Below are 14,504 nucleotides of genomic sequence, written 5' to 3' on the forward strand. Positions count from 1 at the left end.
CGTCACGCGGCATCCTCCACCTGTAGTTTTTCCTGCTCGAGGTCAAAGCGCCCCAGCACGGTGACCTGGGCGTTGCTGTGCAACTCGCTGAAGGCGAGCACAGGCACGTGATTGAATTCGTCGCGCAACAAGTCACGCAGCGGCGCCCGCAGGTCCTGCGCCACCAACAGCACGGCCACGCGCTTGGCGCGCAATGGGAAGCCCTCGCGCAACTGCATCACCAAGGCACGGGTATGCAGGCTTTCCAGGGCAAAAAAGGTTTCCGTCTGGGTCTGGCGCAGCGCGTCGCGCAACAGGCCTTCGGTTTCCGGCGTCAACAGCCACACGTGCAGACCGTCTTCATCGCGGTATTGGTGATAGATCTGCGACTTCAGGGCGATGCGCGCGTAATCGGTCAGCGCGCCGATGTCACGTTCGTGTTGCCCATGCTCGATCAAGGACTCGGCGATCAGGCGCACCGCGCGCAGCGGGACACCTTCGCCGGCCAGGCGCTGGAGCACGGCGGCGAAACGGGCCAAGGGCATGGTCCGCTGCAGCTCCTGCACCAGCTCCGGCTGGCCCGCTTCGAGCCAGCTGAGAATCGACTTGCTCTCCTGGAGCCCCAAGAATTGCGGGCCCGTGGCGAACATGGCGCGGCTCATCCGCTCCACCAGCAACTCGGCGGCAGACACCGCCTCCACGCGTTCGTCCGCCAACAACGGATCGTCGGGCGTCAGCCACAGCCACTGATGCTCGTCACGCACCTCGCTGCCCACCTGCCCGTCGCGCGGCTCGAACGGCAGCGGCCCGCGTGCAACGGCCACACGCTCACCGAAGGTTGCTCGCAACATCGGCACCTCGTGCACGCAGAAGCGGAACTCGTCGTCTTCCAGCAGCGCGCTGTATTCGATTTCGAAGGGCGGCAGGGTCAGGCCGAAGCCGGCCACCAGGGCATTGCGCTTCTTGCGGATCGCCTGGATGACCGCCTCGGCCGCCGCGTTGCCTTCCATGGCTTTGGAGAACTGCAAAAGATAGGCACGGGTCGGGTCGAAGCTGCGCAGGTCTTCAGCGCCGTTCTGCGCGGGGGCCACGACCTCGCTTGGCTGGTCGCCCTGGCGGGCCTGCCGGGCGCGCGTGTAGAGCTGAACGATGCCGGCAGTGCCGGTGATCAGGGCGATGACGATGAACACCAGCGTGGGCATGCCGGGCAAGGCCGCGAAGCCGAGCATCCCCACCGAAGCGATCACCCAGGCCTTGGGTTCGGCGGTCAACTGCTGGGCGATTTCCTTGCCGACGCTGCTACCCGCCGGCTGCCCTTCCGGCGATACCCGGGTGATGATCATGCCTGCGGTGAGGGAAATCAGCAGGGCCGGAATCTGTGCGATCAGGCCGTCACCGATGGTCAATACGGCGTACAGGTGCATCGATTCGGACGCGCCCATGTCGTGCTGCATCATGCCAACGGAAAAGCCGCCGATGAGGTTGATCACGACGATCACCAAACCCGCGATGGCATCGCCCTTGACGAACTTCATCGCCCCGTCCATCGCACCGAACAGCTGGCTTTCCTTGTTCAACTCCTCGCGACGCCGCCGGGCTTCGCTGACATCGATCAGGTTCGCGCGCAAGTCGCTGTCGATGGACATCTGTTTGCCTGGCAATGCATCCAGCGTGAAGCGCGCCGCCACTTCGGCGACCCGCTCCGAGCCCTTGGTGATCACCAGGAAGTTGACCACCGTCAGAATGAGGAAGATGACCAACCCGACTGCAAGGTTGCCCCCGACCACGAAGTTGCCGAACGCCTGGACGATATGTCCGGCGTCGCCCTGGAGCAGGATCAACCGAGTGGTCGCCACCGACAATGCCAACCGGAACAACGTGGTCAGCAGCAGCACCGCGGGGAACGAGGAAAATGCCAGCGGCCGTGGCAGGTACAGCGAGAGCACGATCAACAGGCAGGAGATACAGATGTTGATCGCGATCAGCGCATCGACCACCGAGGTCGGCAAGGGCAGGATCAACATGAACACAATGCCGAGCACCACGAACGCCCCAACCACCTCGATGCGCCGCACCGCTTCATTGGCGACTTTGTTCAACAGGGCGATCATGGGCGCGCTCCAATCACCGGGGCAGCGGTCTGGCTTCGGGGCTCGCCACGGGAACGTTCATCGAGCAGCACCAACAGATTCTTCAACGCGCTCTGGCGGCTTTTTCCATCGCGCCAGAGCGGCAGCGGCAAACGCTTGAGCAAGGGGTACAGGCCGTTCAGGGAGACCAGTTGGTCGCGCTCCTCTTCTCCACCCAATTCACGCCCGATACGCCGTACTTCCGCCGCCGACAGGCCGCTGCTGACAAACCCCAGCATGCGCTGGAGCAGCAACACGGCCGTGAGCTGACTGGACGGGCAACTGTAGGCCAGTTGTTCGAGCAAACGGCGGCAGCTGTGCAGGACACTGCCCAGTTGCGTCGAGGCGGCCAGGCCGATCAACAACGTGCGCAACAGCGCGGTCGGGCGTGAAGGTGTGTGGGCGGCGATGTCGTCAGCCAGTGCCCGGCGCATCATGTCCAGCCCCGGCACGAACGCCGCCTCGCCAAACAAGCCAAGCAAGGCCTGCATCATGGTGGGCAATGACTGCTTGAGCACCACGGTGTCGTAGTAGAGCCGCCGTACCGCCTGGCGCAGTTCTGGATCGCCGCCCGAAGCGCGCAAGGCTTCGGCGATGTTCATGCCCGCCTGGATCTGCGCGCCATAACGCTCGCGCAACAGTTGCAGGTAATCGCGAGCGCGCTGGGCTTCGACGAGACGACCTTGCACTTCGGCATCGCGCAACGCTTGCTGCAGGATCAGGTCGGTACGGGCCGGATCACCGCCGGTGGACTGCACCACCTCTTCAAGCACCGGCTCGCCACACAGCAACAAACCGGCCTGGGCCGCCATTGCCCCGAGGCTCTGCTTGCCGGGGTGGCCGAGTTGGTCGTACCACTCCTCCAACTGCTCGCGCGTCTCGACCCGCACCTGGCCCACCTCGCTACGGGCATTGCGTATGCGCCGCTGGCTCAGCGCCTTGGTATTGCGCTCCACGTGATGGCTGAAGGTCATGCCGACCTCCTCCATCGAATTGGACTGCACGGCCTGGAACGATTCGACAGGCTTGCCCATGCCCACGACGGCCGAAGCGGCCTGGGCTAGGTTGACGGCAATATGCGCATTTGTCGGGGCTTCTACTTTCATGATGGCCGTGAGCGTGGTTTCGGACGCTCAGTGGGTGGCGACGATCCCGCATTCAGTTCCATCACCGGTCGTGGCCCTTTTTGACGAGTCCGGGAGGTTTGTTGCCCAAGCGTTCGCTCGGTGCAATTTCATGCAGTGGCGCTCGGGACGGCCGTGCACGTCCTTGCACAAATAGAGCAAACGCACTAGATAAAAATACTTATCTATCAATTAGATAGTCAGTAAATCCGGCTTGGCACAGGTCCTGCTGATGGGGGGAACGTCGACATTTTGATCGACGTTATGGAACCTACCCAGAGGGATTTATTGATGAACAGCCTGAATCTCATGGCACTCCCGCAAACCTCCCCGGCACCCACAGCAGGTGCGCCAGGCATCCGCTTCGGCGAGGAGCGCAAACTGCGTCTGTTTGTGCAAAAACGTGTACTCAATCAGGACGACGCCGACGACATCATCCAGCTCACCTATCTGGAAGCCTGGCGCAACCAGCAGAAATTCAAAGGGCTGGCAAAGCAGGACACTTGGTTATGCGGTATCGCCCTGAACCTGATCCGCAACCATTTCCGCCGTTTCTACGCGCAGCCGCCATTGAGCACGTTCGATGAAAGCGAGTTCAACGAGTCCAGTGACGACATTGACTTGAGTGAACTGTGCGATAACCGGCGGTTGTTGGACCGGACGCTGTCCGCCATGGACGCGTTGCCCAAGGACATGCGCGATACCCTGTGGACCGCCGTGGACACCGAAAGCAGCTACCGCGATGCCGCCGAACGGCTCGGCGTCCCCATTGGCACCGTGCGCTCGAGGTTGTTTCGTGCACGCGAGCAACTCAAGCGAAGCGTCTACGGAGAAGCCCGGCCATGAGCGAGAACCGTTTGAACAGCCGGCACGACCTGCCACGCGGCGTACGCCGCTACACCGCTGACGACTTGCCGGTGATGACAGCTATCTTCAACGAAAGCGCTCTGGGGGGAACCAGTTCCCCCGTACTCAGAGCGTTTTCCCTGAAGGAAATGACGTTTTTCGTCGACTGCTTCGTCAAGGAGGGTGACCCGATCTACGTGCTCGAACGCGCAGGTGAAGTCGTCGCCTGGTTGATCGTCAACCGCTTCTGCTGGGGCGCCCAGGCCTGTCGATTGACCGGCGAAGTGTCGATCTACGTGCGCAACGATCACATCGGCAGCGGCGTAGGCATTCGCCTTGGCCAAGCCGCGGTGGTGTTGGCCAAGCGCTATGGCTTCGAGACGCTGGTGGCCTGGATCATCGAGCACAACGAGGCCAGCAAACGCGGCGTACAGGGGCTTGGCGCGACGCAATGGGGACGCTTCCCCGGGATCGCCCGGTTCGCCGATAGCCGTGCGGACGTCGTGCTCTATGGACTGCACCTGACGCCAAGCGACACGTTGCCCGCCACCCTTTCAGCGCCAGCGCAAAACGAGGAGGCCAGCCTGGCGTGAGTCCACGGCTCGTCCGGCTGGACCTCGGACGAGCCGCCTCTTTCTCAGGCACGGGCCGGCGCTCATTCGAGCCGATGCCATTTCTTGCACAACCCAGTGACTCCCGCTGGAGGAGCTGCGTAGGAGCTGCGTAGGAGCTGTCGAGTGCAACGAGGCTGCGATCTTTCCACTGCCAATTGAGTCTGGAGCGAAAGATCAAAAGATCGCAGGCTTCGCCAGCGCCTACAAAACCCAGCGCGACCTTGCTCCCTCGTCTCGGTCATACACCTCAATCCACCGACCAGCACACCGGCAACGCCTCCGGCCCCCTGAAGTTGGGCACATAGCGCCAGCGTACAGCGCCGGGATCGACCGCCAATCGCAGCCCAGGGCAGCACCGAAGAAGCGTATTCAACGCAATCTCCAATTCCTGCCGGGCCAGCGAGGCGCCCAGGCAATAGTGCGTGCCTTTGCCGAAAGACATATGCGGACAGGCCGGGCGGGTGATGTCGAGCGTGTCAGGATTTGCACACAACGCTTCGTCACGATTGGCCGAGCCCACCACCGCGATCAGCAGCTGCCCGCGCTGCAAACGCTGCCCCGCCAGTTCGGTGTCCCGGGTAACGAAGCGGACCATGGCCCGCTCCACCGCTGAGTCGTAGCGCAAAAGCTCTTCGACCGCGCCAGGCATCAGCGTCGGCTCGTCACGCAAGCGCGCCAGCGCCTTCGGGTGCTGCACGAGCATGTGCACAGCATTGCCGATCATCGACGCCGAGGTTTCGTGCCCGGCAATGATCAGCAGTGCGATCATGCTGCACAGTTCACTTTGGCTGAGCCTGCTGCCCTCTTCCTCGACCTGCACCAACGCCGAAACCAAGTCGTCGCCCGGCTGTGCTCGACGCTGGTCGATCAACGCGAGCATGTAGCCCGCGAACTCGTTGTAGCAACGCTGCAACTCGCTCAGGTCGTGCCCCACCTGCTGGACAATCATGTGGGACCAGCGGCGGAAGTCGTCACGGTCTTGTGCAGGGACGCCAAGCAGCTCGGCGATGACGGTGATCGATAACGGGAATGCATATTGGCTCACCACATCCATTCGCCCGCTCGACCGCACGGGTTCCAACAACGTCTCGGCGATCTGTTCGATGCGCGGCCGCAGGGCGTTCACCGCCTTCAACGTAAAGGCCTTGTTGACCAGGCGACGCAAGCGGCGGTGACTGTCGCCATCGCGGTTGAGCATGTGGTCATTGAGAAACGCGATGGATTGCTCGCCACCGAGCATCGCGGCGAACTGCGCATCGATCCGCGACGGGTCACGGGCGAAGCGCTCGTTATCCAGCAACACCTCCTCGACTTCCCGGGCACCGGTGACGTACCACATCGGCAACTGCCCTTCGGCCTGGCTGAGGAATACCGGAGACGCCTGGCGCAGCGCCGCATAATGCCGATAAGCCTCGCCGCGAAACGCGTCGCTATTCAAATCAAGGGTACGTTCGTAAGCCATGAACACTCTCCAGGGGCATGAGTCGTTGCTCCTGAGTGGCAGGGCTCGCCAAAAAGATCCCAGTGGGAAAGATCCTTGTGGGAGCGAGCTTGCCCGCGATGGCGGTGTATCCGTCACTTCAAGGTTGGCTGACCCAGCGCTATCGCGAGCAAGCTCGCTCCCACAAGGGGGGGCAGGCCTGCCGGTGAACCGTTTGCACGGCCACGGTCACTCAAGGGAAAACCCAACCCTTGCGTGGAGCTGACATGACGCGTGCACTTGCTATCCATGGCCAATGCGATACTCGCTTCGAACCGGTCAAAGACGCTTTTATCCGGCTGATGCAGAGCCCTTTCGAACGCGGCGCTGCCCTGTGCATCCAGGTTGACGGCGAGACCGTTATCGACCTGTGGGCCGGCATTGCCGGACCGGAGCCGGAGAGCCATTGGCAGCGCGACACGCTGCTCAATCTGTTTTCCTGCACCAAGCCCTTCACGGCGGTGGCGATCATGCAACTGGTCGGTGAAGGACGCCTGGACCTGGACGCGCCGGTCTGCCGCTACTGGCCCGCCTTCGCCAACGCCGGCAAAGCCTCGATAACCGTGCGCCAGGTGCTTTGCCACCGGGCCGGGCTACCGGCGCTGCGCACGCCCCTGGCCCCGGAAACCCTCTACGACTGGCACACCATGACGGACCTGATCGCCGAGGAGCATCCCTGGGCCGCGGCCGGAGAACAGCAGACTTATTCGCCCTTGCTGTTCGGCTGGATTCTCGGCGAACTGCTACGCCGGGTGGATGGCCGGGCGCCAGCGCACAGCATTCACCAGCGGGTGGCGGTGCCGCTCGGGCTGGACTTCCACCTTGGCCTGGATGACGCGACCATCGCCCGTTGCGCCTACATGGCGCGGACCAAAGACGAGATCGACGATGAGGCTTTTGGTCGGGTGCTGAGGGACGTACTCAACGAACCAACTGCCATGAGTGCGCTGGCCTTCGCCAACCCGCCGATGGTGCTGGGGCGCAGTAACGAGGCCGGCTGGAAACGCATGACCCAGCCCGCAGCCAACGGACACGGCAACGCCCGCAGCCTGGCGGCGTTCTACACCGGTCTGCTCGACGGGCAACTGCTGGAGTCGCCGCTGCTCAACGAAATGTTGCGCGAGCACAGCGCCGAATACGACCCGACCCTCCAGACCCCCACGCGTTTCGGCCTGGGCATCATGCTCAACCAGCCGGACGTGGCGAACGGCAGTTATGGCATGGGCGACGAGGCGTTCGGCCACATGGGCGCCGGCGGCACCATCGGGTTTGCCGACCCTGAACGCGGGGTGGCGTTCGGCTTCGCCTGCAACACCATCGGTTCCTACGTCTTGATGGACCCACGCGCACGCGGCCTGGCCCATGTCGCGATGGGCTGCCTGTAGACGATCAGCTCAATGCTGCTTCGTGCCGAGCGATTACTCCCGCTCGGCCGTAAAGCCTTGTAGGAGCTGTCGAGTGAAACGAGGCTGCGATCTTTCCCCAGACACTTGAATCTCAAGCGAAAGATCAAAAGATCAAAAGATCGCAGCCTTCGGCAGCTCCTACACAAGCCCAGCGTGAGCAATCCCTGGCCATGGATCAAACAGCAGCATGGCGGATAATCAATTCACACCCCTGGTGGCACTACCACCTCCGCCACCTGCGGCTCGGCCGTGCCGGTATCGGGTGAAGCAACCACTTGCTCTTCGCTACCGGCCACGCGAGGCAGCGCCGCCTTGGCGATCATGTCCGGTTGGGCCTGCAACCTGCGCGACGCTTCCAAGGGCATCAGCAAGCGTCCCCTGGCCCGGCCACGCGCGGCAGGGTTGAGCATGCGCAACTCTCGCTCATGAACACCGGACAACCGCGCCAGGTGCGCCAAGTCCACGGGCTGCGCCAAGGCGACCATCTGGAAGTACGGCTGGTCGGCAATGGGCGCCAGGCTCACGCCATAGTCTGCCGGCGCATTCACCAGTTGCGACAGCGCCAACAGTCGCGGCACATAGTTCTGGGTCTCACCGGGCAACGACAGGTTCCAATAGTTGGTCGCCAGGCCGCGGGCGCGATTGCGCGTGATCGCATCGCGTACCCGCCCTTCCCCGGCGTTGTAGGCGGCCAGCGCCAGCAGCCAATCGCCGTCGAAGTAATCGTGCAAGTAGGACAGATAATCCAGGGCGGCCCGCGTCGATGACGGAATGTCCCGGCGCTCGTCATAGTCACCTCGCTGCTGCAATTGGTAGCGGCGTCCCGTGGCGGGAATGAACTGCCAGAGGCCCAGGGCCTGGGCCGGCGACTGGGCGTTTGGATTGAACCCGCTCTCGATGGCCGGCAACAGTGCCAGCTCCAGCGGCATGTTGCGCTTGTTCAATTCTCCGACGATGAAATGCAAATAACGGCTGCCGGCGCGTCCGGTCTGGGTGAGGAACGCCGGGCGTTCCATCAGCCAGCGGCGCTGCTCATCGATGCGCGCCACACCCTGGGTCTTGGCCTGCAAGGAAAATCCCTGGCGCATGCGCGCCCACAGGCTGCCACCGCTTTGCGGGGCTGACTCGCCGATCTGGATGATCGTGTCCGTAGGCGCCGGCTCGAGCCAGCGCAGTTGCGAGCGATAAGGCTCGTTGGCGGACGGATCGCCAATGGTCAATTGCGGTTCGAGGTGCTGGCAGCCATACAGCAAGGTCCCCACGGCCAGCATGGACAACCCTTTGGGGACGAATCGAAGAGCCGGCAAAGGTGCAAGTGATCGGGACATGGACGGTCAACCTTGAATGAGGTGGCGCCATTGGGTGGCAGATCACAGGGCTGCGGTTCCACGGCGCTCGGTTGGAACCGAAATGCCGCAGGTGTCACTCACCATGGGCAGCAGGCGCTCGTCGGCGCCTGGATGACAATGCGAGGTCACTCATGGCGTCACCCACCTATTGCAAGCTGATCGATCAGCTCTGCGCAATCACGATGATTCCCACACCGTCAGCGTTCTACGAACAGGCGAACCTGTCGGTCAAGGATGTGGACTTCTCCCTCAAGCACACCCCTGGCGTGGGTGAGGGAGACGTCTTTATCTACTGCAGCTTCGGACCATTGCCGGTGGCAAACCGGGAAGCGGTTCTGCAACGGCTGCTGGAAACCAACCTGTACCTGCTGAGCGGGGCGTTCTGCCCTTCCCTGTCTTACAACCGCGACAGCGAACAGGTGATCCTGATCGGCCACGTCCCCCTGGAAACCCTCACGGCCGAGCGCCTGCTCGGGCTGATGGGCGGCGCCGCCGACATGGCGCTGATCTGGCGCGATGGCTACTTCTTCGACGGCGCCAGCCCAAACGACACCGCCAAGACCACCCAGCACACACCCACCCCCCGTAGCACCGGGCTCAACAGCGCCCTGTCAATCTAGGAGAGCACGACATGCCAGATTTATCAGTAGGACGAAGCACCAGCTCGGCGGCGTTGCACCAGCAGGACGATCGGATCACGCCGGTGGGAACCAGCCTGTCCGGGCAGGTGCGTCCTTCCACAAACCCCCTGGTGCCTTATCACTTCGAAGGAAAACCGACCGAGCAGACCCAGCAAACACTCCAGACAAGGCAGCACCGCCTGACGGGACAGGTCAGGAACCTCGGAAAAATAAGCCCCGACAGCGACCCCATTGGCTACGCACGAGCGCATATGACCCTGGAAGGTACGGTCTTGGACTTTGCGCCGGGAACAAGCTATCAAGACGTCCAGAAGCACTTGGCCGACCTCGGCGGCACGCCCCACCCGATGCTGTCGGGCCACGAAGAAACCGAAGCATTCGTCAAGGATTTCAACGAATACCTGGGCAAGAACGAGGACGCCAGGAAAGAAGACGGCGGTTTCAAAGCGGTCTGGGACAAACACTGCGACCGCATGGGTAATACCCTTGGCGCCTATCATTCGTTGTGCCAGGAAGTCATCGATAAAACCCCGGAAGGGGGCGATCGCAAGCTGCTGCAAGATAGCCACAAAGCCTTCCGCGGTTATGCCAAAGGTGTCATGCAGGCCATGACCCAAGAAATGCCCACACGCTTGAATACCTTCATGGAAAGCCGAATCGAGCATGCGCAACAAGCGGCGAGCAACGAGAGCCTGCCCTCGGCCGCACGCGACCAGGCGAGGGATCAACTGGGCCAGTTGCGCGAGGTCCAGGAGGAGCTTGGCGAGTTGCTCAAGACCGATGACGACAAGCCGAACACGCCAAGCGAACTGGCAACGGCGACGAAGAAAAACGAAGTGTTGGATACCGCGCTGAAGAACGTCGCACGCCAGGACTATGTCGCCGACCTCAAGACCAAGAGCGGCTTTGTCACGGGCCTGGCGGTGTTCGCCGGCGCGGGGATCCCGCAGGGCGTGGCGTCTGCGGGCCACTTTGGCGCCATCACTGCGTCGATTGATGAAAAAATGGCGGACGCCTCCTACGGTAAACATGTCGCAGCGACCTCGACTGTCCTTGGCGCCGCTCACAAGGTGATCAGCGACGGCATCCGCCCATTCGTCCAGGTCGTCGTCGACAAGACCATCGGTGCCGGCCTGGAAAAAGTCGATCCGATGTCGGTCTATCCCAAGGCCTTGCAAGTCGTCACGCAGGACGGACGTCGGGTCGAGAACGCTGGACGCGATGCGCTCAACCTCACACAGGAGCAAAAGCGCAACGACTTCAAGCTCAAGCAGAATGCGAACAACTTTGGCACCATGAGTGGTGACTTCACCGGCTACCTCGCCTTCGGTGCCGCCCATGCTGTGCGCGATACCATTGATCAATTCTCCTCGGTAAACGCTGGCGGCATCGTCGCCCGCACGGCGGCCTCCGCAGTGGGTGGCACCTTCATGGCAGGCGGCCAGGCGGTGGCGAAATATGCGCAAACCCACGGTGACGAGGAGATCCCCACCTACCGGGTGACAAAGGAAAACCGCAACTGGGGCGAACTGTTGCCCAAGGCGTTTTCCGAAGCGACAGGAAAGCTCAACCCGATCAGCATGGCCAACGTCAGCGACTACGCCAACCGGATTGTTGGCGTAGGCGAAGGGGTCGCCATGCGTACAGCCGTGGGGGACGCAGCCGCGGTGGGTGAAAACCCGGAAGTGCGGGAAAAGATGGAGCAGATTGTCACAACCTTCTTCTCCTCCGGCCTGACGCTGCTTCCGTTCTTCGCCAACAGTGTAGCGGCACCGCTCGAAAACAAGGCGCTGAGCGGCAAAGACGACCTGACCAAGCGAGCAAACGTACCGCTGCAGAACGTGACAAGCCCAAACCGGGACGGCCTGCCCCACACCCAGCCGGAAGGCTGGCGGCGCGACCTCGAAAACACCTACCACGTGACCCGCGGCCTTACCCAGGTCGTTCCGCAAACCGCTATCGCGGGGCTTAACCTGGGTACCGAATGGGCCCAGAGCCTGGCAACGAGGCCCAAAAAAGCCTCTGGCGATGACATTCAACTGGCAGAGCGAGGCGAAGCGCGGCCCCAGGGCGGACCGTCCAACGAACCTGCACCCACTACCCGGCCAAGCTGATGAGTTCGCCGGGCCATCGTTCGCTGGCTTGACGACCACTGGTTGAAACCGTCCCTCTACGCCGGCCGCAGGAACCTCCTGTGGCCGGCCCTCGCGACACACGCCGACTCACATCCCTTTGCGCTTCGACGACGACAGACGTGATTGCCGTGGCGATCAACGATAGCCTTCCGAGTCGCGGCGCCGGCCTCCAAAGCCCAGCCGCAGCCCGAGACCTTCCACCGCCTATACTCCGGCCCGCGAGACGACTTGGAGAAAATCCCTCCGACGGGCGATGCGCCGGGAAGCAGCCGTATGCTAAACAGGGAATCAACAGCGAGACCATGGAACCGCTGTCACCCGAATAAGGACTCACCATGAAACGCACCCTCATCGCCTTCCTGTCATTGATCGTCACCGCGATCATCGTCGCGGGCGGCTACCTCTACAGCAAGCAGCCCACCCGCCAGGGCACGGTGCAGTTGCAAGGGCTGCATGGCTCGGTGACGGTGCGCTACGACGAACGCGGTGTGCCGCATCTCCGCGCCGAGAACGAAACCGACCTGTACCGCGCCCTCGGTTACGTCCATGCCCAGGATCGGCTGTTCCAGATGGAAATCATGCGCCGCCTCGCCCGGGGCGAGTTGGCCGAGGTGCTGGGGCCGAAACTGCTGGACACCGACAAGCTGATGCGCAGCCTGCGTATCCGCGAGCGCGCCGCGGCCTACGTGACCGAGCAGGACCCGCAATCCCCAGCCTGGGTCGCCATGCAGGCGTACCTGGACGGAATCAACGCCTACCAGGACAGCCACACCCGGCCCGTGGAGTTCGATGTGCTGGGCATTCCCAAGCGCCCGTTCACCGTCGAAGACACCGTGAGCATTACCGGCTACATGGCCTACAGCTTCGCCGCTGCCTTTCGCACCGAGCCCCTGCTGACCTACGTGCGCGATGTGCTGGGTGCCAACTACCTGAATATTTTCGACCTCGACTGGCAGCCCCAAGGCGTGCTGGCCGAAGGTCGCAAGGGCGGCCTGCCCCTGGCCGCCGCCGACTGGAAGGACCTCAACACCCTGGCCCGCCTGAGCGAGCAGGCCCTGGCCGACAACGGCTTGCCGCAGTTCGAAGGCAGCAACGCCTGGGCGGTCGCCGGCAGCCGCACCCGCAGCGGCAAGCCGTTGTTGGCGGGCGACCCGCACATTCGTTTTTCCACGCCATCGGTGTGGTACGAGGCGCACTTGTCCGCCCCCGGCTTTGAGCTCTACGGGCATTACCAGGCGCTGATGCCCTTTGCGACGCTGGGCATGAACAAGGATTTCGGCTGGAGCGTCACCATGTTCCAGAACGACGACCTGGACCTGATCGCAGAGAAGGTCAACCCGGACAATCCCGAGCAGGTCTGGTATCGCGGCCAATGGGTGGACATGACCCGCAGCGAGCAGCAGATCGCGGTCAAGGGCCAGGCGCCGGTAACGCTGGTGCTGCGCCAGTCGCCCCACGGTCCGATCGTCAACGATGCCCTCGGCGCGAATGCGGGCAAGACGCCGATCGCCATGTGGTGGGGGTTCCTGGAAAGCCGCAACCCGATCCTCGACGCCTTCTACCAACTCAACCGCGCCGACACCCTCGCCAAGGCCCGCGGCGCTTCGGCCAAGATCCACGCCCCCGGGCTGAACGTGGTATGGGCCAACGCCAAGGGGGACATCGGCTGGTGGGCCGCCGCGCAATTGCCCAAGCGGCCGGCCGGGGTGAAGCCTGGCTTCATCCTCGATGGCAGCAGCCCGGAGGCGGAAAAGGAAGGTTTCTACCCGTTCAGCAGCAACCCGCAGGAAGAGAACCCGGCGCGGGGCTATATCGTCTCGGCCAACTTCCAGCCGGTGCCGGCCAGCGGCATCGAGATCCCCGGCTATTACAACCTCGCCGATCGTGGCCAGCAACTCAACCATCAGCTCAGCGACAAGCAGGCGAAGTGGGACCTGGAAAGCACCCAGAAACTGCAATTGGGCACCACCACTGCCTACGGACCTCGCCTGCTCTCGCCGTTGTTGCCGGTGCTGCGTGAGGTGGTCAGCGATCCGCAGGAACGCAAATGGGTGGAGCAACTGGCCCAATGGCCGGGCGACTACCCCCTGGATTCCATCAGCGCCACGCTGTTCAACCAGTTCCTGTTCAACCTGGCCGACGCGGCCCTGCACGATGAACTGGGCGACGGGTTCTTCGAAACCGCCCTGTCGACCCGGGTGATCGACGCGGCCCTGCCACGCCTGGCGGCCTCCGAGGATTCACCGTGGTGGGATGACCGCACCACCCTCGGCACCGAGACCCGTGCCGACACCGTGAAAAAGGCCTGGAACAAGAGCCTCGCCCACCTGAAGACGACCCTCGGCGACGATGCCACGCAATGGCAATGGGGCAAGGCCCACACCCTGACCCACGGCCACCCGCTGGGCATGCAAAAGCCACTGGACCGGATCTTCAACGTCGGCCCGTTCGCCGCGCCGGGCACCCATGAAGTGCCCAACAACCTCTCCGCCAGGATCGGCCCCGCGCCATGGCCGGTGACCTACGGGCCGTCGACCCGGCGCATCATCGACTTCGCCGACCCGAGCCACAGCGTCACCGTCAACCCGGTCGGCCAGAGCGGCGTGCCGTTCGACAAGCATTACGAGGATCAAGCCGAGGCGTACATCGAGGGGCTGTATCACCAGGCGCACCTGGCCGAGGAAGAAGTGACGGCCAATACCCATGGCACCTTGAAACTGTTGCCGGCCCGGGCGCCCTGAATCGGGTGCGCAGGTCTTTTTTCATCATTTACCGGGCTTGATCGTCATGGATGGTCAAGA

Annotated in this window: 10 protein-coding genes; 6 read left to right on the forward strand and 4 right to left on the reverse strand. The window is 63.1% G+C overall.

From position 1 onward, the window contains the following. Window positions 1-2: 2 nt before the first annotated feature. Together sctV and AD659_RS26425 are read right to left on the reverse strand one after the other, a co-directional pair. The gene (gene sctV, locus AD659_RS26420) at window positions 3-2,090 is read right to left on the reverse strand and encodes a type III secretion system export apparatus subunit SctV (RefSeq protein WP_053126339.1); all 2,088 of its coding nucleotides are present in this window, start codon (window positions 2,088-2,090) and stop codon (window positions 3-5) included. Beyond that, the gene (locus tag AD659_RS26425) at window positions 2,087-3,214 is read right to left on the reverse strand and encodes a TyeA family type III secretion system gatekeeper subunit (protein WP_053126340.1); all 1,128 of its coding nucleotides are present in this window, start codon (window positions 3,212-3,214) and stop codon (window positions 2,087-2,089) included. Before AD659_RS26425 ends, sctV begins: the two co-directional genes overlap by 4 nt. 309 nt (window positions 3,215-3,523) lie before the next feature. On the opposite strand from AD659_RS26425, the gene AD659_RS26430 reads away from it, so the two are divergent. Further along, the gene (locus AD659_RS26430; RefSeq protein WP_053126342.1) at window positions 3,524-4,078 is read left to right on the forward strand and encodes an RNA polymerase sigma factor; all 555 of its coding nucleotides are present in this window, start codon (window positions 3,524-3,526) and stop codon (window positions 4,076-4,078) included. Further along, window positions 4,075-4,671, forward strand: coding sequence for a GNAT family N-acetyltransferase (locus AD659_RS26435; RefSeq protein WP_053126344.1), 597 nt, complete (start codon window positions 4,075-4,077; stop codon window positions 4,669-4,671). Before AD659_RS26430 ends, AD659_RS26435 begins: the two co-directional genes overlap by 4 nt. Window positions 4,672-4,939: 268 nt before the next feature. On the opposite strand, the gene AD659_RS26440 is transcribed toward AD659_RS26435, so the two are convergent. Then, a complete protein-coding gene (locus AD659_RS26440) occupies window positions 4,940-6,154 on the reverse strand; it encodes a cytochrome P450 family protein (RefSeq protein ID WP_053126346.1) in 1,215 nt (404 codons plus the stop codon). A gap of 245 nt (window positions 6,155-6,399) precedes the next feature. Between AD659_RS26440 and AD659_RS26445 the strand changes: the two genes are divergently transcribed. Then, entirely contained in the window at window positions 6,400-7,557 is a 1,158-nt protein-coding gene (locus AD659_RS26445; protein WP_053126347.1) for a serine hydrolase domain-containing protein, read from the forward strand. A 224-nt stretch (window positions 7,558-7,781) separates the two neighbouring features. Here the strand turns inward: AD659_RS26445 and AD659_RS26450 are convergent, their stop codons facing one another. After that, complete coding sequence (locus AD659_RS26450; protein ID WP_082343617.1) at window positions 7,782-8,906, reverse strand: transglycosylase SLT domain-containing protein; 1,125 nt, start codon at window positions 8,904-8,906, stop codon at window positions 7,782-7,784. Between the two features lie 152 nt (window positions 8,907-9,058). Here AD659_RS26450 and AD659_RS26455 point away from each other — a divergent pair, with 152 nt between their 5' ends. The 3 genes from AD659_RS26455 to AD659_RS26465 all read left to right on the forward strand — a co-directional run bounded on the left by AD659_RS26455 (window position 9,059) and on the right by AD659_RS26465 (window position 14,444). Then, window positions 9,059-9,547: a type III secretion system chaperone family protein gene (locus AD659_RS26455; RefSeq protein ID WP_053126351.1), complete on the forward strand. Its 489-nt coding sequence runs from the start codon at window positions 9,059-9,061 to the stop codon at window positions 9,545-9,547. 11 nt (window positions 9,548-9,558) lie between these two features. Continuing rightward, on the forward strand, window positions 9,559-11,682 hold the full coding sequence (locus tag AD659_RS26460) for a hypothetical protein (protein WP_053126353.1): 2,124 nt from the start codon (window positions 9,559-9,561) through the stop codon (window positions 11,680-11,682). Window positions 11,683-12,038: 356 nt separating this feature from the next. After that, window positions 12,039-14,444, forward strand: a complete 2,406-nt coding sequence (locus AD659_RS26465) for a penicillin acylase family protein (RefSeq protein WP_053126355.1) — start codon at window positions 12,039-12,041, stop codon at window positions 14,442-14,444. Window positions 14,445-14,504 lie beyond the last annotated feature (60 nt).

Origin of the sequence: Pseudomonas thivervalensis, assembly GCF_001269655.1 — a bacterium.
GTDB classification, from domain to species: Bacteria; Pseudomonadota; Gammaproteobacteria; order Pseudomonadales; family Pseudomonadaceae; genus Aquipseudomonas; species Aquipseudomonas thivervalensis.

What these genes read in the sequence shown, in the direction of transcription:
- AD659_RS26445 (WP_053126347.1), top strand. Translation starts at nt 6,400, where the DNA reads ATGACGCGTGCACTTGCTATCCATGGCCAATGCGATACTCGCTTCGAA.
- AD659_RS26435 (WP_053126344.1), top strand. Translation starts at nt 4,075, where the DNA reads ATGAGCGAGAACCGTTTGAACAGCCGGCACGACCTGCCACGCGGCGTA.
- AD659_RS26455 (WP_053126351.1), top strand. Translation starts at nt 9,059, where the DNA reads ATGGCGTCACCCACCTATTGCAAGCTGATCGATCAGCTCTGCGCAATC.
- sctV (WP_053126339.1), bottom strand. Translation starts at nt 2,090, where the DNA reads ATGATCGCCCTGTTGAACAAAGTCGCCAATGAAGCGGTGCGGCGCATC.
- AD659_RS26460 (WP_053126353.1), top strand. Translation starts at nt 9,559, where the DNA reads ATGCCAGATTTATCAGTAGGACGAAGCACCAGCTCGGCGGCGTTGCAC.
- AD659_RS26425 (WP_053126340.1), bottom strand. Translation starts at nt 3,214, where the DNA reads ATGAAAGTAGAAGCCCCGACAAATGCGCATATTGCCGTCAACCTAGCC.
- AD659_RS26440 (WP_053126346.1), bottom strand. Translation starts at nt 6,154, where the DNA reads ATGGCTTACGAACGTACCCTTGATTTGAATAGCGACGCGTTTCGCGGC.
- AD659_RS26465 (WP_053126355.1), top strand. Translation starts at nt 12,039, where the DNA reads ATGAAACGCACCCTCATCGCCTTCCTGTCATTGATCGTCACCGCGATC.
- AD659_RS26450 (WP_082343617.1), bottom strand. Translation starts at nt 8,906, where the DNA reads ATGTCCCGATCACTTGCACCTTTGCCGGCTCTTCGATTCGTCCCCAAA.
- AD659_RS26430 (WP_053126342.1), top strand. Translation starts at nt 3,524, where the DNA reads ATGAACAGCCTGAATCTCATGGCACTCCCGCAAACCTCCCCGGCACCC.